At 68.6% G+C, this 24,861-nt stretch carries 19 protein-coding genes; 13 read left to right on the top strand and 6 right to left on the bottom strand.

Annotation, left to right across the window (positions count from 1 at the left end; all coding sequences use genetic code 11):
• Position 1: 1 nt before the first annotated feature.
• The 6 genes from C1Y63_RS05685 (at position 2) to C1Y63_RS05665 (ending at position 5,560) form a co-directional block, all read left to right on the top strand.
• Entirely contained in the window at positions 2-661 is a 660-nt protein-coding gene (locus tag C1Y63_RS05685; protein ID WP_106015506.1) for a TrkA family potassium uptake protein, read from the top strand.
• A complete protein-coding gene (locus C1Y63_RS05680) occupies positions 661-1,797 on the top strand; it encodes a pyridoxal phosphate-dependent aminotransferase (RefSeq protein ID WP_106015505.1) in 1,137 nt (378 codons plus the stop codon). Before C1Y63_RS05685 ends, C1Y63_RS05680 begins: the two co-directional genes overlap by 1 nt.
• A complete protein-coding gene (purB, locus tag C1Y63_RS05675; protein WP_304481693.1) occupies positions 1,794-3,212 on the top strand; it encodes an adenylosuccinate lyase in 1,419 nt (472 codons plus the stop codon). Before C1Y63_RS05680 ends, purB begins: the two co-directional genes overlap by 4 nt.
• Before the next feature lie 265 nt (positions 3,213-3,477).
• Positions 3,478-3,636, top strand: coding sequence for a hypothetical protein (locus C1Y63_RS12820; RefSeq protein WP_199189066.1), 159 nt, complete (start codon positions 3,478-3,480; stop codon positions 3,634-3,636).
• 6 nt (positions 3,637-3,642) lie between these two features.
• Complete coding sequence (locus tag C1Y63_RS05670; RefSeq protein WP_106015503.1) at positions 3,643-5,307, top strand: FAD-dependent oxidoreductase; 1,665 nt, start codon at positions 3,643-3,645, stop codon at positions 5,305-5,307.
• The gene (locus C1Y63_RS05665; protein ID WP_106015502.1) at positions 5,297-5,560 is read left to right on the top strand and encodes a metal-sensitive transcriptional regulator; all 264 of its coding nucleotides are present in this window, start codon (positions 5,297-5,299) and stop codon (positions 5,558-5,560) included. Before C1Y63_RS05670 ends, C1Y63_RS05665 begins: the two co-directional genes overlap by 11 nt.
• Here C1Y63_RS05665 and C1Y63_RS05660 read toward each other — a convergent pair.
• The 3 genes from C1Y63_RS05660 to C1Y63_RS05650 all read right to left on the bottom strand — a co-directional run bounded on the left by C1Y63_RS05660 (position 5,557) and on the right by C1Y63_RS05650 (position 10,535).
• Positions 5,557-7,011 (bottom strand): hypothetical protein, encoded by a 1,455-nt coding sequence (locus C1Y63_RS05660; protein ID WP_106015501.1) that lies wholly within the window; start codon positions 7,009-7,011, stop codon positions 5,557-5,559. The genes C1Y63_RS05665 and C1Y63_RS05660 overlap by 4 nt on opposite strands.
• On the bottom strand, positions 7,008-8,603 hold the full coding sequence (locus C1Y63_RS05655; protein ID WP_106015500.1) for a hypothetical protein: 1,596 nt from the start codon (positions 8,601-8,603) through the stop codon (positions 7,008-7,010). Before C1Y63_RS05655 ends, C1Y63_RS05660 begins: the two co-directional genes overlap by 4 nt.
• A gap of 78 nt (positions 8,604-8,681) precedes the next feature.
• Positions 8,682-10,535, bottom strand: a complete 1,854-nt coding sequence (locus C1Y63_RS05650; RefSeq protein ID WP_106015499.1) for a hypothetical protein — start codon at positions 10,533-10,535, stop codon at positions 8,682-8,684.
• Between the two features lie 220 nt (positions 10,536-10,755).
• On the opposite strand from C1Y63_RS05650, the gene C1Y63_RS05645 reads away from it, so the two are divergent.
• From C1Y63_RS05645 to C1Y63_RS05635, 3 genes are all read left to right on the top strand, one after another.
• Entirely contained in the window at positions 10,756-13,221 is a 2,466-nt protein-coding gene (locus C1Y63_RS05645) for a bifunctional lysylphosphatidylglycerol flippase/synthetase MprF (RefSeq protein ID WP_146128874.1), read from the top strand.
• A gap of 172 nt (positions 13,222-13,393) precedes the next feature.
• The gene (locus tag C1Y63_RS05640; RefSeq protein ID WP_233195593.1) at positions 13,394-14,281 is read left to right on the top strand and encodes a phosphoribosylaminoimidazolesuccinocarboxamide synthase; all 888 of its coding nucleotides are present in this window, start codon (positions 13,394-13,396) and stop codon (positions 14,279-14,281) included.
• Between the two features lie 136 nt (positions 14,282-14,417).
• Positions 14,418-16,580 (top strand): S9 family peptidase, encoded by a 2,163-nt coding sequence (locus C1Y63_RS05635; protein WP_369831022.1) that lies wholly within the window; start codon positions 14,418-14,420, stop codon positions 16,578-16,580.
• An 81-nt stretch (positions 16,581-16,661) separates the two neighbouring features.
• On the opposite strand, the gene C1Y63_RS05630 is transcribed toward C1Y63_RS05635, so the two are convergent.
• Genes C1Y63_RS05630 through C1Y63_RS05620 form a run of 3 tightly spaced genes read right to left on the bottom strand, consistent with a single transcriptional unit; the run spans position 16,662 to position 18,392 of the window.
• A complete protein-coding gene (locus C1Y63_RS05630) occupies positions 16,662-17,120 on the bottom strand; it encodes a hypothetical protein (protein ID WP_106015495.1) in 459 nt (152 codons plus the stop codon).
• A gap of 13 nt (positions 17,121-17,133) precedes the next feature.
• A complete protein-coding gene (locus C1Y63_RS05625; protein ID WP_106015494.1) occupies positions 17,134-17,415 on the bottom strand; it encodes a hypothetical protein in 282 nt (93 codons plus the stop codon).
• Positions 17,412-18,392, bottom strand: coding sequence for a trypsin-like serine protease (locus C1Y63_RS05620; protein ID WP_106015493.1), 981 nt, complete (start codon positions 18,390-18,392; stop codon positions 17,412-17,414). The genes C1Y63_RS05625 and C1Y63_RS05620 overlap by 4 nt, the downstream gene beginning before the upstream one ends.
• 1,336 nt (positions 18,393-19,728) lie before the next feature.
• On the opposite strand from C1Y63_RS05620, the gene C1Y63_RS05615 reads away from it, so the two are divergent.
• The 4 genes from C1Y63_RS05615 to C1Y63_RS05600 form a co-directional block, all read left to right on the top strand.
• The gene (locus tag C1Y63_RS05615) at positions 19,729-21,276 is read left to right on the top strand and encodes a DASS family sodium-coupled anion symporter (RefSeq protein ID WP_233195598.1); all 1,548 of its coding nucleotides are present in this window, start codon (positions 19,729-19,731) and stop codon (positions 21,274-21,276) included.
• An 846-nt stretch (positions 21,277-22,122) separates the two neighbouring features.
• Entirely contained in the window at positions 22,123-23,283 is a 1,161-nt protein-coding gene (locus tag C1Y63_RS05610; protein WP_106015491.1) for a hypothetical protein, read from the top strand.
• 166 nt (positions 23,284-23,449) lie between these two features.
• Positions 23,450-24,082: a hypothetical protein gene (locus C1Y63_RS05605; RefSeq protein ID WP_106015490.1), complete on the top strand. Its 633-nt coding sequence runs from the start codon at positions 23,450-23,452 to the stop codon at positions 24,080-24,082.
• Positions 24,072-24,861, top strand: a 790-nt coding sequence (locus tag C1Y63_RS05600; RefSeq protein ID WP_146128873.1) for a hypothetical protein, incomplete at its 3' end; no start/stop codon positions are given. The genes C1Y63_RS05605 and C1Y63_RS05600, both read left to right, overlap by 11 nt.

Below are 24,861 nucleotides of genomic sequence, written 5' to 3'. Positions count from 1 at the left end.
CATGTTCCGCCCGAAGCAGAAGATTCCGCCGGTGGTGGTGCTGGGCTTGGGCCGTTTTGGTTTGGCGCTGGGCGAGGAGCTCGTGCACTCCGGTGTGGAGGTGTTGGGCGTGGATGCCGACGAGTCGATTGTGTCGAAGGCGGCGCCGCTGCTCACGCACGTGGCGGTGGCGGATACCACGAATGTGGATGCGCTCAAGCAGCTCAGTGTGCATGAGGCCCCCCGGGTGGTCATTGGTATTGGCTCCGACATGGGTGCCTCGCTGCTCACCGCCTCGGCGGTGGTGGTGGATTTGAAGGTGCCGAACGTGTGGGCCAAGGCCGATAACTTGAGCCACGCGAAAATCCTGTCCCGTATTGGCGTGCACCATGTCATCCGCCCGGAGCGGGACACGGGCCGCCGGGTCGCGCACCTCATTTCGGGCCGGGTGGAGGAGTACGTGGAGTTCGACCGGGACTTCGCGATGGTGAAGCTCGCGCCTCCGATGTCGCTCATTGGGCAGCCGGCGTCGCATGCGCCGGCGGAGGTGCGGATCATGGCGATCCGTTCGGGGAAGGGGTCGTTCCGCCCCGCCAGCCCGGAGGACATCATCCAGTCCGGTGACCTCATCATTGCCGCCGGCCGGGTGCAGGACTTGGAGCGTTTCGGGGAGAGCGACTGATGGAGCCCTCCCGGCGCTCCCAGGTGGAGCCGTTCCGCGTCATGGATATCGTGGGCCGCGCGGAGCAGCGGCAGCGCACCCACGGGGATGCGATTCTGCTGTGTGTCGGCCAGCCGGAGGCGCGCCTGCCGGAGGCGGTGGCCGCCGCGGCGGCGACCGCGCAGCACGGCTACACCCCGATCGCTGGCCTGCCCGCGCTGCGGGAGCGGATTGCCCGCTGGCATCGCGAGACCTACTCCGTGGCGACGCAGGCCTCCCAGGTGGTGGTGACGACGGGCTCCTCGGGCGGGCTGGTGGCGCTGTTCATTGCGCTGCTCGATGCGGGCGCGCACCTCGCGATCACCGATCCTGGGTACCCGGCGTACCGCAATACGGCCCGGGCGCTCAACCTGGAGGTGGATGCGGTGCCGGTGGGGCCTGACACGCGCTTCCAGCCGACGCCTGAGCTGGTGGAGGAGTACGCCCCGGAGTCGCAGGCGCTGATTGTGACCTCGCCGGCGAACCCGACGGCGACGATCATCTCGCCAGAGGAACTCGGCCGTCTGGCGCGCTGGGCGGAGGACAGTGGCCGCTGGTTGATCTCGGACGAGATTTACCACGGGATGTCCTTCGGCCGGCCGCTGGCGACGGCCCGGCAGTTTTCGCAGGACGCGATCGTCGTCGGCAGCATGTCGAAGTTTTTCACGATGACGGGCTGGCGGGTCGGCTGGCTCATCCTTCCGGAGCAGCTGGTGACCCCGGTGGAAAACCTGCTGGGTAATCTGGCGTTGTGCCCGCCGGCGGTGAGCCAGTACGCGGCACTGGCGGCCTTCGACCATGCGGAGGAGTTCGCCCCCCTGGTGGCGCGCTATGAGCGCAATTGTGCGCTGGCGATCCCGCGCCTTGAGGCGCTGGGGATGGAACTGGCCGCCCCGGCCGATGGCAGTTTCTACCTGTGGTTGGATGCCTCCTCGCTCACGGATGACGCGCAGCGTTTCTGCGCGGACCTGCTGGACGCCACGGGTGTGGCGCTGGCCCCGGGGGCCGATTTCGGCTCCACGGATTCCTGCCGTACCGCGCTGCGTATGAGCGTGTGCGGCGATACTGAAGAATTGTTGGCGGCGCTTGAGCGCATGACTGATTGGATTTCCCGTTGAACGCAACCCCGAATGTTCTCGCGACGCGCTACGCCTCCCCGGCGATGGTGGCGCTGTGGGCGCCCGAGTCGAAGATTATTGCCGAGCGGAAGCTGTGGATTGCGGTGATGCGCGCCCAGCGGGAGCTGGGTGTGGACATCCCCGCCGAGGCGATCGCCGACTATGAGCGCGTCATCGACCAGATTGATCTGGCGAGTATTGCCGCCCGGGAGAAGGTGACCCGCCACGATGTGAAGGCTCGCATTGAGGAGTTCAATGCGCTCGCCGGCCACGAGCACATCCACAAGGGGATGACGAGCCGCGATCTCACCGAGAACGTGGAGCAGCTGCAGGTCGCCCAGGCGCTGGCGCTGGTGCGGGATAAGGCGATTGCGGTGCTTGACCGCCTGGGGCGCCGGGCGGCGCTGTACCAGGAGCTGGTCATGGCGGGCCGCAGCCACAACGTGGCCGCCCAGGCGACGACCCTGGGCAAGCGTTTCGCCTCCGCGGCGGACGAGATGCTCGTGGCCGTGACCCGGGTGGAGGAGCTGCTGGCCCGCTACCCGCTGCGCGGCATCAAGGGCCCCATGGGCACCGCCCAGGACATGCTGGACCTGCTGGGCAGCCAGGAGGCGCTGGCCGCCCTGGAGCAGTCGATCGCCCACCACCTGGGTTTCGCCCACGTCTTTGACTCGGTGGGGCAGGTCTACCCCCGCTCCCTCGACTTCGATGCCTTGAGCGCGCTCGTCCAGTTGGGTGCGGGCCCGAGCTCGTTGGCGCACACCATCCGGCTCATGGCCGGCAACGAGACCGTCACCGAAGGCTTCAAGGAAGGCCAGGTGGGGTCCTCGGCGATGCCGCACAAGATGAACGCCCGCTCCTGTGAGCGCGTCGGCGGCATGCAGATCCTGCTGCGCGGCTACCTCACCATGGTGGCCGACCTGTCCGGCCAGCAGTGGAACGAAGGCGACGTGTTCTGCTCCGTGGTGCGGCGCGTGGCCCTGCCGGACGCGTTTTTCACCCTGGACGGCATGTTCGAAACTTTCCTCACCGTCCTCGACGAGTTCGGTGCCTTCCCCGCCATGATCGACCGGGAGCTGGAACGCTACCTGCCGTTCCTCGCCACCACCCGCATCCTCATGGCGGCGGTGCGTGCCGGCGTGGGCCGGGAAACCGCCCACGAGATCATCAAGGAGCACGCGGTGGCGGTGGCGCTCAACATGCGCGAAAACGGCGGGGAGCAGGACCTCGTAGCCCGGCTCGCCGCCGACGAGCGGATGCCGCTCGACGAAGAACAGCTCCTCGCGGCACTCGCCGACCGGCAGGCGTTCATCGGCGACGCCTCCGGCCAGGTCGGCCGGGTGCTGGCCCGCATTGAGCAGCTCAAGGCCGCGCACCCCGGGGCCGCCGACTACTCCCCGGGCGACATTCTCTAACACCACCCCCGATGCCCTCGGCGCGGCGCCTCGCAGGCGCAGCCCCGGGGGCATTTGTTGTGCCCGGCGGCGGGGGTGGTGTGTGGGGGTGATGTGGCGAATTTTGGCCCCACGTGGATACCCCGGGGGGTATGGTGTTGGGTGATGGGTGTCGTGGCGGTGGTTGTTTCTTTCGCCACCGCCACGTCCATTGACGTGTTCCGCAAGAATGTCCCCGGTGTCCCCGCGCACTGTGCGCGGAGACTGATGCGAAGGAGCTTTTCCCATGTGCCGTCCTGTGACCTGTAAGAAGTGCGGTAAGACCACCTGGGCTGGCTGCGGCCAGCACGTCGACGCCGTCATGGCGAACGTGCCGAAGAACCAGCAGTGCACCTGCCCCCGGGAGCAGTCCGGCGGCTTCCTGGGCAAGCTGTTCGGGCGGTAAGTCGCCATGGCCACGTATGTCATCGTCGGCGGTGTGGCCGGCGGCATGTCGGCCGCGACCCGGCTGCGCCGCCTGGACGAGCACGCCGAGATCATTGTCCTGGAGCGCGGGGAGCATGTCTCCTTCGCCAACTGTGGCTTGCCCTACTATGCGGGCGGGGTCATCGAGGACCGGCAGGCGCTGCTGCTGCAGACCCCAGAGTCGCTGGCGGCACGCTTCCGCCTGGACGTGCGGGTGCGCCACGAGGCGGTGGCGCTGGACGTGGCGGCCCATGAGGTGACCGTCGCCGGCCCGGACGGGGAGTACACCCTGGGCTACGACCAGCTGCTGCTGGCGCCGGGGGCTCGGCCGTCGGTGCCGCCGCTGCCCGGCGTCGAGCGGGCGCTGACGCTGCGCAACGTCGCCGACGTCGACGCCCTCGTCGCGGCCCTGGCGGAGGCGCCGACAACTGCCGTCATCCTGGGCGGCGGGTTCATTGGTGTGGAGCTCGCGGAGAACCTCCACGCCCGAGGCGTGGCGGTCACCCTCGTGGAGGCCGCACCCCAGATCCTCGCGCCCCTGGACGAGGAGATGGCGGCCTTCGTGGATAACCACATGGCCGACATGGGCATCACGGTCCTCACCGGCACCCGGGCGGCCGCGATCACTGCGGACGCGGTGGAACTGGCCGACGGGCGCGTACTCCCCGCCGACCTCGTCGTCGCCGCCACCGGCGTGCGCCCCGACACGGCACTGGCGGCGGCCGCGGGCATCGCCCTCGACGACCGGGGTGCCATCCTCGTTGACGAGCAGCACCGCACGAGCGCTGCGGATGTTCTCGCCGTCGGCGACGCCGTGGCGAAAGTCGACCGCCTCGACGGCAGTTCTACCCACGTGCCCCTGGCCAATAGCGCCAACCGGGATGGGCGCACCGCCGCCGACATCATCGCCGGCCACGCCGCGGCCGCAGGTGAGCGGAGTCGCACCGGGGTGCTGGGGACGGCGATCGTCGGGATCGGTGGCCTCGTGGCCGCCGCCACCGGCTGGAATGAGCGCACCGCCCGCGCCAAGGGCGCGGACTACGCCACCATCCACACCCACCCCTTCGACCACGCCACCTACTATCCCGGCGCGAGCCAGATGCACATCAAGCTCGTCTACGACAAGCCCACCGGGCGCATCCTCGGCGGACAGGTCGTCGGCACCAGCGGTGTCGATAAGCGCATTGATGTGCTCGCCACCGCGATCGCCGGGGGCTTAAGCGTGGTCGACCTGGCCGGCATTGACCTGGCCTACGCCCCGCCGTTTGGGCTGGCGAAAGACCCTATCACCATGCTGGGATTCGTCGCCGACAATCAGGCCACCGGCCTGTCGGAAACCATCAGCGTCACTGAGTTCCTTACACTGTGTGACACTGGTTGTAGTGTTCTCGATGTGCGCACCCCCGGCGAATACGCCCGCGGCCACATCGACGGCGCACTCAACATCGAACTCGACCACCTGCGGGAGCACCTCGACGAGGTGGCGGCACTGCCGCAACCGCTGGTGGTGCACTGCGCCGTCGGCGTGCGCGGCCACACCGCCACCTGCCTGCTGCGCGGGCATGGCATTGCCGCCGTCAACCTGGCCGGCGGCTACCAGACCTATGCGGCACTCGCCGCGCAACGCTCGAGAGGAATCCATGGAGCTTGACCCGGACGTGACGAAGCCGATCGCAACGCGCCTCAAGCGCGCCCACGGCCAGCTGGCGGCGGTGATCCGCATGCTGGAGGAGGGGCGGAGTTGTGAAGACATCGTCACCCAGATCGCGGCGGTGTCCTCCGCCGTCGACCGGGCCGGCTTCGCCATGATCGCCTCCGGCATGCAGGAATGCTTCCGCCAGGACCCCACAGGCGGTTCGGTGGATGCCGCGAAGCTGGAAAAGCTGTTTTTGTCGCTGCGTTAACTCAGCTCTGCCCCCGCACGCCGCGCCCGCCCCTGATTGCCGGGGGCGGGCGCGCTGCGCGTGGTCCACAGCGTGGCGGCGAGGATCGCGGCGCTGGCCATGGCGGCGGAGCCTGCGAGAACTGCCGGGTTCGGCGCGTCCGGCAACGCGAGGACAGCGACGAGCCAGGGGGCGACCACGGGGGCCGCGCGGTGGCGGGTGAGGAGCACGGCGGCGCAGCACACCGCCCCGGTGGCGAACAGCCTGCGGGGAAGCAGCTCCTCGCTCGTGGGATTCGTGGCGAAGGCGAGCACCGCCGCCACACTCACCACGGCCATCACCCACAGCACCACGCCCCAGAGCGCGCCGTCATCCTTGGTGGAGATCCGCGCCCAGAGGCTGCGCAGCAGCACCACCACACCCCACCCCACGAGCAGCGGCCCGCCGAGAAGATACGCGCTCGCCCAGAGTGAGTTCGCGGACAGCTCCCAGATGGTGACATCCGGATTCCCCGTGAGCAGCGACGGCAGCGGCGCGGCCTTGAGCGACAACACCGACGCGGAGGGCGGGTGGGTGAACGACAGGGGAATCCCGAACGCGATGAGCATGCAGTTGATCGTCCACGGCACGCCTAAGGCGAAAGCCCCAACGATCGCCAGGACGCGCGCCGTCACGTCGGGCCCGGTACGGAGTGCGGCGCTGGCGGTGCGGGCCGCGCGGGCGAGGACCCCGGCACCGCAGAATGCCCAGCCTGCGAGCACACCCCGGAGGAGAATCAGGCTTGCGATCGCGGGCGCGCTGTCGGCCGTGTGCGGCACCCACAGTCTATCGATGACACCGGCCACAGGAATCATGATGATCGCGGCCCCCTGGAGGGGCCAGGGGCTGCGCCGCAGACGCGGCCACACCCACACCACCACCAACCAGGCCACCACCCACCCGCCGGCGGAGATGACGACCGCGTCCCACGAGGCCCATGTGCGCCCACCGGCGGACAGCGCCACGACGACCGGCACGAGCGGCCACGTGACGGCCACGCACACGACACTGCCTGCGAGCTGCCGCCATGTCACCTGGTGCGCGCCACGGGCGAGCACCCTGTCGCGCAGCACCATCCCGGCGGGGAGCACCTGCGCGAGCAACCCCGCAGCACCCAGGGCGCGCACTGCCAGCGGCGGCACCTCCCAGCCGCCCACCCACAGCATCACGAGCACAACCACGAGGAGACCGCCGCCGGCCGCGGGCCCCCACCACCACCGCCAGCGGGGAGCGAGCAGCGCGGCGGCCATGACCCCTGCGATCAGGGCGACGCACACCCCGCAGGTGGGGTGCCACGCCATCCCGGGGGAACCCGGAGCACCCCACAGCAGGTCGGGGTAGGGCGGCATCCACGCGGCAGGCAGCGACAAGAGCACTAATGCCAGCACCCCGGCGGCGAGCCCGAGAACGCCGGCGGTGCGCTGCGGGGTCATGGGGTGCCCCTGATTTCTGAGGCGGGGGCGGGGGCTGGGCGGCGCGTGAGGACACACGCGGCGCTCACGGCAGCACCGCAGCCCAGCAGCACCCACGGGGCACTGCCCCCGGCGAGCGCCGCCGTCGGCATCGCGGTAGCCACCAGCCACCAGCCCGCGCCGGCCCCGGCCTGGCGCACGTCGTGGCGCCGCACCCCGTCGAGAGCGAGAAAGCTGAACAGGAGGGTGGCTGCGGCGACGGAGACCGCCACCGACTGCGGCGCGAGGATCACGCTCGTGGTGCCGGGCCACACGGCCACGAAGGCGTCCTCAACCTGGGCGCGGGCGAGGCGCGCCGGCTGCAGCGACAACGTCGCCGCGTGGGCGGCACACCACCCCAGTGCCACCACCCCAAGACCCCACAGCGTCACCGTGGGTTCCCGTCGATGCTGCCCCACGAGAGACAACCCCACCCAGAGCAGCGCCCACATTCCAAGGCCGCACACCAGCTGAGTGCGCAGCGTCCACCATGCCAGCACCCACGTCCACTCGGCCGCCCCCGGCAGGGTCGTCGCCAGTGGCAGCAACAGCCCCGGGCGGGCGGCGAGGTGGTAGGAGAGAGCCGACCCATCCAGCTGCAGGGGAATGAACAGCCGGTACCAGACGAACGCCCAGGTGTGCGCCGCACCCCAGATGGCCACACCTGCCCGGGCCAACACGCGTCCGCTGCGATCCGGGCTGGCGTTGAGCTGCGCGGCGATCCCCCACACGGCGAGGAAAAACACGGCCACACACACCAGCTGTGCGACGGGTGCTGCACCCCGCAGCGCGAGGACGCGCAGAACCGCCGCCCAGGACTCGGCCGTGTCGACGTTCACCTCCGGGCGCAGGCCCTCCGGCAGGCCCAACGCCCAGCTGAGACTGAGGATCGCCAGCACCCCGCCGGACAGTAGTGCCGCCGACCACATCACCCACGCCTGCTGCCGGGGGCTGCGCCCACGCACCCACCCCAGCAGGCGGCTTCCGGCGGCGACGGCCGCGACCAGCAGCCAGGCGGACACCACCCAGGAGGCATCCACGAGCAGCTGCGCCCACGTTCCCGGCGTACCCGCGACCGCCCCAGCCAGGGGCAGCGCCGCCAGCGGCACCGCACACCCGGCGACCACGACCGGCGCGGTGGGGGCATGCGGTGCGGTGCCCCCGGCGCGGCGCCGACTCAGTGCGAAGCCCCCGATGTAGCCCACGGGAAGCACCACGCACGCGACCGCGGCGGAGAGGAGCAGCCCACCGCCGGGCAGGGAGCCCGCGCCGAGAGCCGAGTGCGCCGCCACACTCCCGAGCAGGAGCGTGCCCGCCACCAGGTGGCCCCACACCCACCGGCTAAGGGCGCGGCCGCCGAGCCCCCACCCGGCAAGGATGCCGCACACCACGACACTGACGAGGGCGAGCCCATACCCCGGGGTGAGAGTCCACGTCGCCACCGGCGGCACGACCTCCTCACCCCAGGTGCCGCCGGGGTGTACCCGGGTCGGCGGGGTGGCTGCTGGCACGCCGATGGCCGCGCAGGCGGCCGCGGCGAGCCCTGCCGCCGCCGCCCGCAGCGGGCGTGTCACGCGGGCGGTAGTGTGCGCCGCAGGCTGAGTGTCATGGGGAATCTCCTTCGCCGGTGCTGGGCGGGTGGCACTCCCACATTACTGTTCGGCGCGGGCGGCAGCCCTGGCCGCGCACAGGACACAGACGACCGTGCCGACAGCTGTCACGCACACCAGCGCGGCCGGGCCTGCCGTTGATACGCTGACCGCCCACCCGTGAGGCTGCGGCAGGGTCTGCACCAGGCCTGTCGCCAGCGGCCACCACGCCGCCGCCAACCCGGCCCACACCCACCGCGGACCGCCCGGTGTCCCGGTGACACGGCGCACCGCGGTGGCCGCCAGCGTATGCACCAGCAGGAAACTGAAACAACAGATCGCCAGCGCGTGGGCATCCTGGAAACTGTTCGTCGCCTCCACCAGCGGGGTGTAATCGTGGGACAGCAGGAACGAACCCCCTATCGTTGCCCTCTCGGTCAGGGTGTGCGGTGACCACAGCACAGCCGAGGCGTCGGCGAGGTGGGTGAGCATCCACACGGTGGCAGCCGCGCCTACGGCCCACAGCACCCCGGGGAGTGCCCGCACACCGGCCCGCAGCCGGCGCCCACTGCGCGCGGACACCGTGGGCCACAGGCCCCACAGCAGCAGCCACACGCCCAGGCACGCCGCCACCGTCGCCCCCAGCGTCGCCGGTGAGAGCGCCAGCACCACGCCCCCGCCAGGCGGGAACGGCGCGGCCGCCACCGCCAGCGGAATATCCGCATCCTGCGGGTAGGGCTGCAGCCCCTGCTGCTGCGCCATGATTTCATAGAGCACCCGCAGCGGCGGGTGCGGCAACGCCACAATCGGCACCAGCGCGTGGCCGGTGTGCAGGCTGAAGCTGGGCACCACCCCGCCACCGGCGAAGACGAACCCCAGCAGGAACAACCCGCCGAGGACAATCGCTGTGAGACGGAACGTCACATGCTGCTGCCGGACGGTCATGCCGTGGGCGATACGGTGCTGCACCAGCGGCGCGGCAACCCACCCCGCGCACCCAGCAATCAGGCCGACCAGGCCGACCAGCCCGCACGCAGTCGCCACGACGATCATGCCCTGGACGCCTACGGCGATGACGTCCACCGCCACGGGCGAGGTCACCTCGCCCTGTGCGTCGGCGAACGCCATCGCCGACGCTGCGGCCACCGTGGTGACGAACCCGACGACACCCGCCCCCAGGCCCAGGATCGTGAGCGCTGCCGCCACCCACGCGCCCGGTGCGCCCAGAGTCCCCCGGGATGCAAGATGCCGGCGTACACCCCGCACGAGCAGTACCACCACGGCCACCATCAGCGCCCACCCCAGCGGGGGAGTAAGCCACAGGCCGGTGGCGACGCGCCCCGACAGGCGCAGCGACTGCGCTATCGGCAGCAGTGCCAGCGGCAGCGCCACGCTATCCAGCCACTGCATGAGGGGGACCGTGCGGGGCGCGCCCAGCCACCCGGCCGCCCGGGCCGCGCAGACTCCCAGCGGCCAGCAACACACCACGACCCCCACCGCGGCAAGCGGCGTCACCTGGTCCCCGGCGCCGCAGGCGGCGGCGACCGTGGCGATGCCGACGATGAGCGCCCCGAGCACTGACCACCGCCACACCCGGGGCACAGCGCCCCGGGCCCGCAGGCCCAGCACCCCGGCCACCACCCCGCAGACGGTCCCCGCCACATCCAGTGGCAGCAGCCGGATCGCGGCGAACGACGACAACGGCACCATCGGCGGGTCCTGCCACAGCGGTCCCGCCCACCGGTACGGAGTACCGAACAACAGCCACGCCAGGCAGCACGCCCCTGTGAGGATCGCTGCGACGATGGCCGCCCATGACTTCGGCGCCGGCCCCGGAGCGGGCACTGCCGAGTCGCACGTCATCGGCGGCGGCTGCTGGGGGTCGCCGGCTTCCAGGGAATGAGGGGACGCAACCATGTTGTCGAGGGTATCTCTCCGGCATCCGCGGGGCACCCGTGGCTCCCAGATGGGGGAGGGCGTTGGGACCAGGGGTGATCCGCTACGCGGGTGCGTGGGCGTTGTCTGCGGCATGCGTGCTGTAGCCGCCCGGGGGATAGGCTGCAAGAGTCCTTGTGTGTGCGTGCGCCGCTGTGCGGTGGCGCCCACAGACCATGCGAGACGACTGCGGGAGGCACCAATGATCATCACGGGCATCGTGCTGCTGATGCTGCTGGGCACGTTTTTCCTGCCGGTGGAGGTGCTCCAGCTCCCCATCGTGGCGGGGCAGCTGCGCCCCTGGCAGCTGCTCACCGCGGGTGTGGGAGACCTGCACCTTGTGGGGCTGGTCATGAGTGTGGTGCTGGCGCTGGTGGTGCTACCCCCGGCGCAGCGGCTTTGTGGCCCCCGGCGGCTGGTGGCGGTGATGCTGGGCGGGCAGGTCGCCAGCGCTGCCTGCGGGCTGCTGTTGGTGCGGGCAGCGTCCGCTGTGGTGCCGGCGTGGGGCGAGCAGTTCTCCGCCCAGATGTACTTCACCCCCTGGCCGTGGCTGGTGTTCACCGCCTGCGTGGCCGCGGCGAGTGCGCCGGCACTGTGGCGTACCCGCGTGTGGGTGGCGGCGGGCGCGCTCGCGGCGACGATGCTGCTGTTTTCCGGCACGGTGGAGGATTTCCCCCTGGCCTGCGGGGCGGGGCTGGGTATCCTCCTCGGGCACCGGCAGGCCGGCCTGCGCCTGGCGTGGCCGCGGGTGTCCGTCCGGGAGCGGCGCCTCGCGGTCGCGCTTGTCACCGTCCAAGCCCTTGTCGGCCCCTTCCTTGCGGCACTGACCCCGCCGACGGTGCACCGGGCACCCGCCGGCAGCGTCACCGAGTTCGCCCGGCAGATCGCCCCCTGGCGGGATTCGATGCTGCTCACCGGGTGGGATGTTGCCACCCGGCAGGACACTCCCGCAGGCTACGACTCGGTGGCGTGGTTCGCGAACCTGATGAGTGGGGCGTTGCCGCTCGTGGTGGTGTTCGTCGCCGCCCTGGGGCTGGCCCGGGGCCGGCGGCTCGCCTGGTGGGTGATGCTGGGCAGCCAGCTCGCGAGCCTCCTCGTCATCGCCGCCTCCGCGGAAGCACTCGCCGGGGATCCCGCCACCGCGAGTACTGCCGAGTGGGTGGACCTCGGCGGGGCGCTGGCGCCGAGCGGCCTGGCGGTTGTGCTGCTGCTGGTGACGGTGCGTAGCTTCCCCGTGCGCGGCTCCCGGCTCAACCTGGTGGGCCTCAGTGCATCCCTCCTCGCGATTGTCGGTGCCTGGGCGGCCGGCAGTTGGGTGCTGCGCCGCCACTTCGACACCCCCTGGACGCCGGGGGACTGGCCGCGGCTGGTGCTGCCGCACACCATTGCCGCGCCCCGCACCCACATTCCCCAGGACTACTGGGCGTGGGCTGTCACCGGTGGGGCCCACACCGCCTGCTGGGTGGTGGTCGCGGTGTTCCTCGCGGGCGCCTTACTGCGGGTCCCGCACGAGGACGCGCAGGTGGCGCGCGCCCGGCGCATCCTCGCCAGCGGCACCGGCGATCACTTGAGCGCGATGACGGTGTGGCCGGACAATCGCTACTGGTTCGCCACGAGCGCAGACATCCCGCCCCTGGGCGGGCTCGCCGAAAGGGGAGAGGAGGACCCTGTCGACGCAGGCTACGTTGCCTACCGGGTGCACCTCGGGGTGGCGATCACCCTCGGGGAGCCGGTCCTCGCCGGCCGCATCGCCGGCGTCGGGGTGGACCCCACGTCGGCGGCCGCCGCCGCGGAACGCCGGGTGCTGCGCGCGGAGATCGCCACCGCGTTTGAGGCCTACGCCCGCAGCATGGGCTGGCAGGTCGCCTGGTACTCCGTCGACGAGGACTTCCACCGCCCCGGCTACCGCAGCGTGCCCGTCGCCCAAGAATCCCTCATCGACACCCGCGGAAGCGTCACGTTCACGGGCAAGAAATTTCAGGATGTGCGCACCGCCCGCAACCGGGCGGCGAAAGAACACATCACCGCCCAGTGGACCACCTGGGAGGAGGCGCCCCGCCGCACCCGGGAGGGCATCATCGCCCTGTCGGAAGAATGGGTCCAAGACAAAGCCCTGCCGGAGATGGGGTTCACTCTCGGCGGGGTGGAGCAACTCCCCGGCGCCCGGCTGCTGCTCGCCGTCGGCGCAGACGGCCACATCCACGGGGTGACCAGCTGGCTGCCGGCCCGCGTCGACGGCACCACCCGGGGCCTCGTGCTCGACTTCATGCGGCGCGACGCCGCAGGCTTCCGCCCGGTCGTCGAATTCCTCATCGCCGAAGCTGTCCTCGCCGCCAGTGAGGAAGGACTCGACTGGGTGAGCCTCTCCGGGGCTCCGCTCGCGCACCCCACGCCTGAGGACGGCGACAGCACCCGGGTCCTTGAGCGCATTCTCGACCACATCGGCCACACCATGGAACCCCTCTACGGGTTCCGCTCCCTGGCGAGCTTCAAGAAGAAATTCCAACCCCAACACCGCACCTGGTCGTTGCTTTACCGCGACGAACTCGCCCTCCCCGCCATCGGCCTGGGGATCACCAAGTGCTACCTGCCGACCCTCGACATCCGCGACGTCGCCCACGTCCTCGCGCACCTGCGCACCAGCCGCGCCGACGCCACCCACACCTAAAGGTGCCGTGGGCGCGCACCGCACGGCACTGCACCGCACCGTCCCGCACTGCACTGCACTGCACCCTATATATATAAGGAAAGGGTGCGCCCCGGCGCGGGGGTAGGGTGCACTAGCCCCGGGGGCAATGGAGGAGGGTTGCTTTCTGCCGCCGCGCACTAGCATGAGGGGCGTGAGCAGCCTGAATGATTACGAGCGCATCGCGGCCGGTAAGGTGCGCGACATCTACGCCGTTGATGACGACACCCTGCTGATGGTGGTCTCCGACCGCATCAGCGCCTTCGACTACATCCTCGACACCCCCATCCCCGACAAGGGGGCGGTGCTGACCGCGATGAGCGAGTTCTTCTTCCACGCCCTCGACGTGCCCAACCACGTCGCAGCCCCCCTCGACGACCCCCGCATCCCCGCCGAGGTGCGCGGCCGGGCGATGCTGGTGAACAAGCTCGACATGGTGCCCTTCGAGTGCGTGGCCCGCGGCTACCTCACCGGCAGCGCGCTGAAGGAGTACCAGGAGACCGGCGCCGTGTGCGGAATTGAGCTTCCCCCGGGACTGACGGAGGCCTCCCGCCTGCCGGAGCCGATCTTCACCCCCGCCACCAAGGCAGAGATCGGCGACCACGATGAAAACGTCACCTTCGACTATGTGGTGAACGCCCTCGGGCAGGAGGCGGCGGAGGAACTCCGCGACGCCACCCTGGGGATCTACACCGCCGCCGCCCGCATCGCGGAGGATGCTGGCGTCATCCTCGCGGACACGAAGTTCGAATTCGGGCGCGATGCTGAGGGCCGGCTGGTGTTGGCTGACGAGGTGCTCACCCCGGACTCCTCCCGCTACTGGCCCGCCGAGGGCTACTCGGAAGGCCAGGTGCAGCCCTCCTTCGACAAGCAGTACGTGCGCGACTGGTTGAAGGCCAACACCACCGACTGGGAGGACCTGCCCACCCTGCCCGAGGACGTCATTGCCGCGACCCGGGCCCGCTACATCGAAGCCTTTGAGAAGATCTCCGGCACGAGCTTCGCCGACTACCTGGCGCGCGTCGCCGCCCCCGGGGCTTAAAGGCCCTCCAGGTATCTGTCTTTTTCGTTCCTCTGTCCGCTCCTCGGCGGCTGGGTGCGCCGCGCGCCCAGGTGCCGGGGAGCGGTGCCCTGTGCGGCCGGCGGTGGCGTAGGTGTGCTGCCGTAGGATGGCTGGCATGGATTCCACAATGAACACGGATGCACACACCGCGCCCCGGGCGGCGGCCCGCCCGGTGACCCGCAGCCACCACGGCCGCGACTTCGTCGACAACTACGAGTGGATGCGCGACAAAGACTCCGCGGAGCTCCGCGCCTGGCTGGAGGACAACAACGCCTACACAGACTCCCAGCTCGAGTTCCTCGCCCCGCTGCGGGAGAACCTCTTTCACGAGATGAAGTCCCGGGTGAAGGAAACCGACATGTCGGTGCCCACCCGCATGCGCGGCTGGTGGTACTTCACCCGCACCCAGGAGGGCCAAAGCTACGGCATGTTGTGCCGCGTGCCCGCCACCGGCGCGGCCGATGAAATGCCGCCCGAGGTGCGCGAAGACTCCACCCTCCCCGGCGAGGAACTCATGCTCGACTGCAATGCGCTGGCCGAGGGGCACGAGTTTTTCTCCATGGGTACTTCCACCGTCAACGACTCGGGCTCGGTGCTGGCCTACAGCACGGACACCGCCGGCGATGAGCGCTACACCCTGGTGTTCCTCGACCTGGCGACAGGCGAGCTGCTGCCCGACCGCCTCGACAACATCGACGGTGGCGGCACCTGGGTCGGCGACGAGTATTTCTTCTACACCCGGGTGGACTCCTCCTGGCGGCCCTATCAGGTGTGGCGCCACCGCATGGGCACGGACGTCGCGGACGACGTGCTCGTCTACCAGGAAGACGATGAGCGTTTCTGGCTTGGGGTGGGCACCACCCGCAGTGAGAAGTACCTGCTGGTGGCCGCAGGCTCCAAGGTGACCTCCGAGGTGTACTACCTTGACACCCGCGACCCCGAGGGTGCGCTCACGTGCATCCGCCCCCGCGAGGAGGGCCGCGAGTACGACGTCGACCACATCCACCTCGGCGGCCGCGACCTGTGGGTCGTCACCCACAACGCCTTCGGCCCGAACTTCGCGGTCAGTGTGGTGGAGGTCGGCCAGCCGCTCGACTTCGATGCCGCGTACACCCTCGTGCCGCACCGCGCGGACGTCCGCCTCGAGGGGGTGGATCCCTTCGCCCAGTGGCTGGTGCTGGGCTACCGGGCGGGCGGCATCGGCCGCCTGGCGATCATGGATCTCCGCGCGCCGGGCGAGGACCAGGACGGCGACCTGGCGGATCTCTTCGGCACCTTTGAGCAGCTGGAATTCCCGGAGGAGTTGTACACGTGCTCGATGGGGGCGAACGCCGAATGGGAGGCCAGCCGCCTGCGGGTAGCCTACGGCTCCTTCACGGTGCCGTCCACCCTGTACCAGCTGGACCCCGCCACGGGGGAGCGGGTGGTGCTCAAGCAGCAGGAAGTGGTGGGCGGCTACACCCCGGAGGATTATGTGGCGCGCCGCCTGTGGGCCACCGCGGAGGATGGCACCCGCATCCCGGTGAGTATGGTGCACCGCGCGGACCTCGATGTCAGCCAGCCGCACCCGGTGCTGCTGTACGGCTACGGCTCCTACGAGCACTCCATCGATCCGGGTTTCTCCGTCATGCGCCTGTCGCTGATGGACCGGGGCATCATCTTCGCGGTCGCGCACGTCCGCGGCGGCGGGGAGATGGGCCGCGGCTGGTACGACAACGGCAAAACCACCACGAAGCGCAACACCTTCACCGACTTCATCGCGGTCGCCAAGGACCTGATTGCCCGAGGTGTGACGACGACGCCGCAGCTGGCGGCCGCGGGTGGCTCCGCGGGCGGGCTGCTCATGGGGGCGGTGGCGAACCTGGGCGGCGAGTACTTCACTGCCATTCACGCCGCCGTGCCCTTCGTCGATCCGCTGACGAGCATGCTCATGCCGGAACTGCCGCTCACCGCCACCGAATGGGACGAGTGGGGCAACCCGCTGGATGATGCGGAGGTGTACGACTACATGGCCTCCTACGCGCCCTACGAAAACATCACCGCCAAGCCCTACCCCAACATTTTGGCCACCACCAGCCTCAACGACACCCGGGTGCTGTACGTGGAACCCGCGAAGTGGATCGCCGCCCTCCGCGAGACTGCCACCGCCGGTGAGTTCCTGCTGAAGACGGAAATGGCCGCCGGCCACGGCGGCGTGTCCGGCCGCTACGCCTCCTGGCGGCAATCGGCCTACGAGTACGCCTGGCTCATCAACCAGATGACGGGGCTGACCGCCTAACATGCGACAAGGCACGCCCCCGAGAAAGTAGTGAACTCCTACTTCCGGGGGCGTGCCTGCGGGGTGTGCCGGGGAGGTGCGCTACGAGGACAAGGCTCCCTGTCCGAGCACGGCCGGCAGGTAGCCGAAGAATCGGGGCTGACGATGGTGGAACAACCCATTGGCTTTCGACTGCCAGGTGCGCTGCTGAGCCTCGAACAGGATGGTGATGTCGCTGGCGGCCCGCGCCAGGGCTGCCTCAATGTCATCGTCGCTGATGGCCTCGTCCGGGCAGACAGCATCTGCACCCCACCGGGCTTCCTTGGTGATCATCATCCCGGGCGGCCAGTGGGGGTCCTCTTTGCACATGATCACCTGGGATTCGTCCAGCGGACCATGCATGAGAATCTCGACTGCGCGTGCGCGGGACATGGTGGTGTCTGTGCCCGCCTGCGTGGAGCTCGTCGTGCTTGACCCCGAGCTTGCGGCGTGCGCGTCAGTCGCCGTGGCGAGTGACACTGCGGCCGACAGGGCGAGAAGAACGGGTGCGTAACGTTTCATGAGTGCATCATCCTTAGCTGCTCGTTGATGAGGACGAGGACATCGAGTTCCAGCGCTCGAGCGCAGAAAACACCCGGTCCGGGTGACTCGTGAACATCAGGAGGAAATCACGGATGAGGTCACCATCTGCGGGGCGGCCACTGGTGGAACCGTAGACGAACGCTGCGGAGCCCTGGGCTGCCGGATCGGAACTAACCGCTGGGTGGGAGGACTGCGCCGACGCAGGGGCGGCGAGCCCGTGGACACAGAGGCCGACCGCGAGAGCAAGCGTCGTGATGCGTCGGGAGTGAGTCACTGTTCCTCCATCAGGTTACGAATGGTCTCCACGCCAGCCTTGCTGATTCCGCTGCTGGACCAGCAGAAGGAAAGGCAGGGATCCAAAGGCTTCACCACGTCAATAGGCTTCGGAGGTGGAGTCTTCATGGTCTCGTTGATCCACGTGAGATGATCTGCGACAGGGGTTGCGTAATCTCGGTACTTGGGGTCCTTCGGATCTTTGGAACCGCCACTCAAGACACCATGAAGAGTGGTGGGATAAGCAAAGAGCCCGGAGCCGGAGTCGCCTCCGACGGTCGCGTGTGGGAGCGGAACGTCGAGGTGGATTTCCATCAGTCCGTGCCACTGCTGCTTTCCATAGGTCTTGTCGTAGTCCGTGACGAAAAACACCGAGCGGGTGGGAACGCCGTCGCGTTGGCCACCGTAACCGGTGACTGCGAACCGGGTACCCTTCTTCGGGCGCTCCTTGGAGAGTGCAGGAGTTTCCGGCGACAAGCCGGAACTCACCCTCACCATCGCAAGATCGGTTGTCGCGTTGGGGTGCAGATATACAGCCAAGACGTTTGCCTTCGTGCCGTCATACTGCTTGATGTAGCCGTTGAACTCACTCCCATTACGGAAGCAGTGCTTAGCGGTAAGCCAGAAACTCCCGCGGATGTGGTTCGCCGTGCATAGCCCCTGCGTTTGGTTCCAGAGCTCGCCGACAAACTTGTTCTTGTCTTTGAACGGGCTCAGCGTGCGAGGCTGATACTCCGCTCGGGAAGACAAGTCTTCAGTCTCCCCCTCGTCGTTGATGACAAGAGGACCGTCATGTTGCTGGGTCTGATACCGCATTTCACGATCGACGTAGTCTTCGACCACAGCGCGGTCTTCGGCAGGCAGTGACGAGAGCAATGCTTCGTACTGTGCGTCTTCGGGCGTGGCGTTGGCTGGAGCGCTGACTGCAGGGAGCAGCAGTGCAGCGCTGATGAGCGCTAAGATCTTGCGTTTCATCATACTCGCTCCAATCGGGAGGTTGGGTTCTTGATGGACACACTAACCTAAACAACGCTCGCAAGGGGGTGAATGTGGGAAATTTTCAGGTGGTGGGGGTGGCAATTCTGTGGTGTCTACATCCTGAACAGTGGTGATAGATTTGGCAAGGGGGTACCCGAAGGGGTTCCGTAGTGCGCAGGGAGCGGCCCTTGGGGCATTGGTAGGGCTGTTCGTGAGGCTGAATCAAAGGGAATGGAAGTGCAAAAGGGGGACCGGTTCATGTCGGTTTCGCGGGAGCTCTATAGTGCACCCTCGCCGTCGTTGTCGCTGGTGTCCTGATGTTCCTGCCGCCAGAAATACCGCCGCAGGTAGAACAGTGGAATGATGAACAGCCAGTAGGCGAGCGTGTCTCAGAACAGGAACCTGGGGAGCTTACCCCAGTCGATCTGGGACCACTCAAGGCCCTGCTGGGAGGGGCTGGCGAGTCCCCGGAATCCGGTGAGCCGGTGAGGGACGAACTCGATCATTCCCAAGACAGGGGGTAGTCCGAGGGCCAGCCACAGTGAGGCACCTGCGGCTCGCCGTTGTCGTCCGCCACCGTTCACAGCTCTGATAGGCCTGGCGGGGGCGTTCGCCAGCCGGTCCCAGATCGACCGGCGCTCGTCGCTCAGGGTGTCCATCCTTGGATGGTGTGGCCCCTGGCGGGTGGGGTGTGCGCCGTGCGGGTGGCCGACGTGTGCGCATCGCCGCACAGCGTGTGTGGGGCTGCTACCCCCAATCGGTGGGGCGGGGGTAGGGCTGCGGGTGTGACGCATAGACAGGTCCGCGTGGTGTCCGTTACTTTGTGTTCTGTGACGTGAAGCGGCGCATGGTCGTCCCACCGGCTTTCCCGTGGGGTGTGCGCGAACTGGCAATCGTTGTTGTCGCCAGTTCACCCATCTCAGCGGTGCGGATACCCCCGCTGCCTGGCATGCGCCGCGACGTGTTCGTCCCCCACCACCGCACCGTCCCCGCACTGTCGGGGTGGGTGGTGCCGTGGGTGTCGTTCTTTTCTTCACTCTTTTCTTCGCTGCTCTTTCCTCCCCGCGATTCCACCTCGCGGCGCACCCCGCCGCACGTGCCCACCCCGCCACCCCTGGGGTGATGCCTTTTTTTTGCGTGACGCCGTCTCTGGCGACACCGTGGCGTGCGCGGGGACTGTCCCCTGTGTCCTCACCACCGACGCAGCTCCTGTCCATCGCACGGGGGCTGTGACCGGCAGGGAGGAGCACCAGTTACCCCTTTGGTGAAAGGAACACCTGATATGAGTCCTCAGGTGCATCAGCACACAGACGAAAACCTTGGCGACCACACGGTCATGGACTACCTGGAGCAAGCCGAAGGCGTCGGCGAGCACCCCGTCCGCCGCCACGGCATCGGCATGGTCGCCGGCATCCTGGCGGCCATCCTCATCTACCTCATCTTCCCCCACTCGGCGGTCGACATCGTCAACGGCCTGCAGCCGGACGCGGAGGTGCCGTTCACGGACTCCGCGCTGCGGATCACGGCCGCCACCGCCGTGCTCATGGGCATTTGGTGGATGACGGAGGCCATCCCCCTGGCCGCCACGGCACTCGTGCCGCTGGTGGTGTTCCCGCTCAGCCAGACCATCGCCTTCGGCAAGATCTCCGGGCAATACGCCAGCCCCACCATCTTCCTGTTCATGGGCGGCTTCATCCTGGCGCTCGCGATGCAGCGCTGGAACCTGCACCGCCGCCTCGCGCTCGCGGTGGTGCTGGCCGTCGGTACGAAGCCGAAGCAGCTGGTGTTGGGCTTCATGCTGGCCACGGGCTTTTTGTCCATGTGGGTGTCCAACACTGCGACCGCGGTCGTCATGCTGCCGCTGGGTCTGTCGATTGTCATGCTCGCCGCCGACATCATTGGTGGCGTGGACAAGCTGAAGAACTTCTCCACCGCCCTCATGCTGGGCATTGCCTACTCGGCGTCGATCGGTTCGCTGGGCACCATCATCGGCACCCCGCCGAACGCGCTGCTCCAGGGCTACCTAGAGGACACCCACGACATTGTCATCGGCTTTGGCCGCTGGATGATGGTCGGCGTGCCGCTGGCCGTGGTGTTCCTCTTCATTGCCTGGTTCATCCTCGTCACCATCTTCAAGCCCGAGATTGCTGAGATCCCCGGCGGCCGGGACCTGATTCGTAAAGAGCTCGACGACATGGGCCGCATGGGCCGCGGTGAGACGCTCACCGCCATCATCTTCGCCGGTGCCGCCATCAGCTGGGTTGTCATCCCGATCGTGCTCAAGCGGACGGACAGCAAGCTGGCCATCGCCGATGCTGCGATCGGCATGGCGGCAGCCATGCTGCTGTTCATGATCCCCACCCGCCTGAAGAAGGGCGTGCGGCTCATCGACTGGGCGACAGCCTCCAAGCTGCCGTGGGATGTGCTGCTGCTGTTCGGCGGTGGTCTCGCACTGAGCAAGATGTTCTCCGAGTCGGGTCTGAGCCTGTGGATCGGTGAACAGTCCAAGGCGCTGGCCAATCTGCCGACGATCCTGCTCATCGCGGCGATTGCGCTCATCATCATCTTCCTCACCGAGTTCACCTCCAACACCGCCACCGCGGCGGCGTTCCTGCCGATCATGGGCGGCGTGGCCGTCGGCATCGGCCTGACGGAGGCCGCCCCGGAGAACGTCATGCTGCTCACCATCCCCGTCGCCCTCGCCGCCACCTGTGCGTTCATGCTGCCGGTGGCGACCCCGCCGAACGCGATCGCTTTCGGCTCCGGCTACGTCAAGATCTCTGAGATGGTGCGCGGCGGCCTGTGGCTCAACCTCATTGGCGTCGTCCTCATCACCCTGGTCACCTACTTCCTCGCGGTGCCGGTCTTCGGCCTGGTGCTCTAACCCGGCACGCAGAACAACCCCGCGCGGCAGGCGGGCGCACACCCCGCGCCCCGCAGCCGCCCTCATCAGCGCCCCCTCAGCAGCCACACCCCTTCGCTGCCGGTGGGGCGCTCGTGCATGTGCAGGTCGGGCGACAAGCCCCCACGCGAAGCCGGCCCGCAGCCGTCCCGGGGGAGCCGCCTCCGCCCTGCGGAGCGTGAGTGTGCGCGACGGGGGCGCGAGGAGGGGTGAGGCGCAGCGTACGTGCGTGCCTGTGGCGGGGCGGCGGTGAGGAGGTACTGGGACGGCGATGAGGGTGTCACGGGGTGGCGCTGAGGGCGGGGCACGGCGCGGCGAGGGGGCTCCCCAGGAGGCCCCGCACGGGGGCGAGTGCGGGGTGCGCGACCCGGTCGCTGAGGCCGATCCGCGCGGCGGGGCGCGGCGGCGAAAAATGAGTGTGGAGTACACAAATGGGGGTAATTGGCGGGGGTAATGATTGGGGTGCTGAGGCCCCGCTGCGAGGGGGTGGGAAAAAATCCTGCCGAAAACGCTGCGCAGCCAACCCTTGCTGTGGCACACTGCCAACAACCATGCGTGCACCCGCACGCGCGGGGGAGAACCACACCTCGCATCCCACACCAAAGTCCGACAGGCCCCGGCCTGTGGTGCAGACGCACCACGGCGGGTGGGATGCGGAGGCGTGGCGTCTTCACATCACTGTCTTTACTGTCTTTCTTTTCTTGTCTTCCATGTGATGCACACACGCACCCCACCCCGGGGCGCGCCTGGGGCCGTGCCGCCGGAGTCCTGCCGGTGGAGCCTGCGCGGTGGGGCGCGTGTGTGCCGTGTTCTCGGAGGGGATGGCTCATGCCACACAATCGTTCACACGCGTACGCCCACCCCGGCGGCCACCCGCAGCCGCGCACCGCGCCGCCCGGGCAGGGTTCGCGCCTCGCTGGCGCGCTGCAGCGGGGGCTGCTCCTGGGGTGCCTGGGACTTGCCGGCCTGGGACTTGTCGGCTGCGCACTGCCCGGCGGGCAGCACGCACCGCGTATCGCGCACACCGCCGCCGACAGCAGCACCCCGCCCACCGCCGCCCGCGGCGGCGGACTGTTCGACCGCGAGGGGCAGGCACCCGCGGCGGCCACACCCGCCCCGCCGCGCGGCAGCGCCGCGGCCACCCGCACCCGCGGGGCGAGGGACGGCGACGACACGGCGGCGGACACTAACCCCGGGCGGGGCCGCCACCGGGGCGACGCCCCGGCCGCCGCCGAAGGCGACTGGTGGGGCACCACCCAAGGCCGGCTCGCCCGCGCCGCCGAAGGCGACTGGTGGGGCACCACCCAAGGCCGGCTCGCCCGCGCCGCCGGTGAGCGCTGCGACGCGGCCTGCAAGAAACGCTTAGACGACCTGGAGCGCACCCTCCCCGAGGAATGGATCCCGCCCGCCGCCGGTGGGCCGACCCTCCCCGGGGCCACGACCGGTGGGGACGAAGCCCTCCTGCCCGAAGGCAGTGTGGACTGGCGGGAACGTGCTAAAGAACAACAACGTGATTGGCTCGACGGGCCGCTGTACGCCGCACTGCCCGCGGAGAAGAAGAAGCTCCTCAACCCCTGCAGCGAGGAACTGTTCGACCTCTACGGCAGCTACGACCTGGTGGCCGGCGGTTTCCCCGAATACTCCCTCCCCGGACTCATGCACAGCTGCTACCTGCGGCCCACCTTCGCCCCCTACGAGGACGTCATCATCCACCTCACCAGCGACTGGGACACCCGCCAGCGCGCACCCCACATCGCCACCGAAGAGCTGCCCGCCCACTCCACCACCGTGCAGTACTACCGACTCGCCGCTACGGACGACCTCGACATCTCCTGCGCGATCGCCCACGACTCCCGCACCCGCGGGCGCTTCACCCTCGAGGTGCTGTCCGGCGGATCGTTCCCCTCCCGGGCTGACGCCTGCACGGCCGCATGGATGATTGCTGAGGAATGGGATCGCAACGATGCGTTCACCAACGCCGTCAAATAGCAACAGCAACACCCGCGCCCTGCGGCGGGGCCGGCATCTGCGGCCGTCCGTCGTGCGTGCCGGGCGCGCTGCAGCAGTGGGCGCAGTCGGACTGCTTGCGGCGGGCTGCGTGGTGGCACCGGGAAGCAACACTCCACAGGGCGGGGGAGAAGAACCCGCAGCAGGGATGGCGACATCAACGGCGGCCGACACAGGTCCGGCGGCGGGGGACTTCTGGGAGACGGTCGACTACGCGGCCATCAACACCGGCTTTGACCCCTACGACCCGCACCTCGACTTGTTTAACCCCTGCGCAGATGAGCTGTTGCCAGTGTACGAAGCTCTCGGCTTAGGGCAGGCCCGCGCGTACGACCATGTCATCGAAGGAAAACCCCATTTGGTGATGTGGAACTGCTTGATGAAGGACCCAGAGCGGTTCCTCTCCGATTACGAAATCGCAGTGGAACCGATTAACCCCACCCTCATCGAGACCCGCTCTGATGCCTTTCGGGAGGACGCCCCTGAAAGCATCGTCCCGGGCGCCTACTTCACCCACAACTACGTGATGCACACGGAGAAGAGCGGGCAGAACTGCCAAATCAACATCGATACCGCCCGCGGGCGACTCGCGGTATCCCATGGCACCACGTACCAGGTCGATGAGCTGGCACTCCATTGTGAGCTCGCGCAGCAGCTCCTCGATTCCGTGATGAAAGACGAACAATTCTTGCGCGCACTGTATGGAGACGACCTGCCGTTGAAGAGCGCCGAGCCTGCGACGCGGCGCGTGTCGCAAGGAGGAGTCAGTCGTGGCGAATGACAAGAACTTCGCGCGGCTGGGCGTGGCTGCCACGATTGTCCTCGCCGGGGTGGCGGTGAGCGGATGTGTGGTGCGCCCGGGCGCACCGGGCGCTGCCAAGCCGGTGGCCCCTGTAACGGAGGCATCGCAGGAGACGGCGGAGAGCGCTGAGTTCTGGGAGCGCGTGGACTACACCGCGATCAACACGGGCTTTGATCCGTATGCCCCGGAGTTCGACATCTTCAACCCGTGCTCGGACGAACTCATGCCTGTGTACGCGGACCACGGCATACCGATGGACCGTGGGGATTTCGTCGAAATCACCGAGCCCGCCCATTGGTTCAGCTGGAGCTGCCTCAGTAGCCAATCCAGGCATCTGATGGAGGACTACGAAATCACCGCAGAGCCCGTCAGTCGGACCGCCATGGAACGCAATGGCGACTCCATTCTGGGGGAAGCACCATCACCGCTGATCCCGGGCACGATCTTTGCGCACAACTATGTGATGGACAAGGACAGAGGTGGCCAAAACTGTCAGGCCAGCGTCGATACCGTCCGAGGACGCGTCGCGGTGAGCCGCCGCTCTCCGGTGGAGTTGGACGTGGACAAGCACTGCGCCCTGGCGCAGGCGAAGCTTGAGGAGCTGTTCAAGGATGAGCGGTTCCTCCGGGCAATCTACGGGGAGGATCTACCGCTGAAGAATGCGGATTCTGCGTCACGCCCTGGAATGCCCCGGTTTTTTCGGTCCACTCGACTTGAGTGTCGCGTGACCCCTCCTACCAGGAGGAAAGGGAAAATCA

The organism is Corynebacterium sp. 13CS0277, assembly GCF_002994655.1.
Lineage (GTDB): Bacteria > Actinomycetota > Actinomycetes > Mycobacteriales > Mycobacteriaceae > Corynebacterium.
The sequence above is the reverse complement of the archived record's forward strand: the minus strand, read 5'-3'. Positions and strand labels throughout refer to the sequence as shown.

Bases quoted from the DNA above. Each gene is read 5' to 3' on its own strand.
- C1Y63_RS05645 (WP_146128874.1), top strand. From the start codon at position 10,756: ATGATCATCACGGGCATCGTGCTGCTGATGCTGCTGGGCACGTTTTTC.
- C1Y63_RS05635 (WP_369831022.1), top strand. From the start codon at position 14,418: ATGGATTCCACAATGAACACGGATGCACACACCGCGCCCCGGGCGGCG.
- C1Y63_RS05615 (WP_233195598.1), top strand. From the start codon at position 19,729: ATGGACTACCTGGAGCAAGCCGAAGGCGTCGGCGAGCACCCCGTCCGC.
- C1Y63_RS05610 (WP_106015491.1), top strand. From the start codon at position 22,123: ATGCCACACAATCGTTCACACGCGTACGCCCACCCCGGCGGCCACCCG.
- C1Y63_RS12820 (WP_199189066.1), top strand. From the start codon at position 3,478: ATGTGCCGTCCTGTGACCTGTAAGAAGTGCGGTAAGACCACCTGGGCT.
- C1Y63_RS05685 (WP_106015506.1), top strand. From the start codon at position 2: ATGTTCCGCCCGAAGCAGAAGATTCCGCCGGTGGTGGTGCTGGGCTTG.
- C1Y63_RS05650 (WP_106015499.1), bottom strand. From the start codon at position 10,535: ATGGTTGCGTCCCCTCATTCCCTGGAAGCCGGCGACCCCCAGCAGCCG.
- C1Y63_RS05660 (WP_106015501.1), bottom strand. From the start codon at position 7,011: ATGACCCCGCAGCGCACCGCCGGCGTTCTCGGGCTCGCCGCCGGGGTG.
- C1Y63_RS05605 (WP_106015490.1), top strand. From the start codon at position 23,450: ATGGCGACATCAACGGCGGCCGACACAGGTCCGGCGGCGGGGGACTTC.
- C1Y63_RS05620 (WP_106015493.1), bottom strand. From the start codon at position 18,392: ATGATGAAACGCAAGATCTTAGCGCTCATCAGCGCTGCACTGCTGCTC.
- C1Y63_RS05680 (WP_106015505.1), top strand. From the start codon at position 661: ATGGAGCCCTCCCGGCGCTCCCAGGTGGAGCCGTTCCGCGTCATGGAT.
- C1Y63_RS05670 (WP_106015503.1), top strand. From the start codon at position 3,643: ATGGCCACGTATGTCATCGTCGGCGGTGTGGCCGGCGGCATGTCGGCC.
- C1Y63_RS05630 (WP_106015495.1), bottom strand. From the start codon at position 17,120: ATGAAACGTTACGCACCCGTTCTTCTCGCCCTGTCGGCCGCAGTGTCA.
- C1Y63_RS05665 (WP_106015502.1), top strand. From the start codon at position 5,297: ATGGAGCTTGACCCGGACGTGACGAAGCCGATCGCAACGCGCCTCAAG.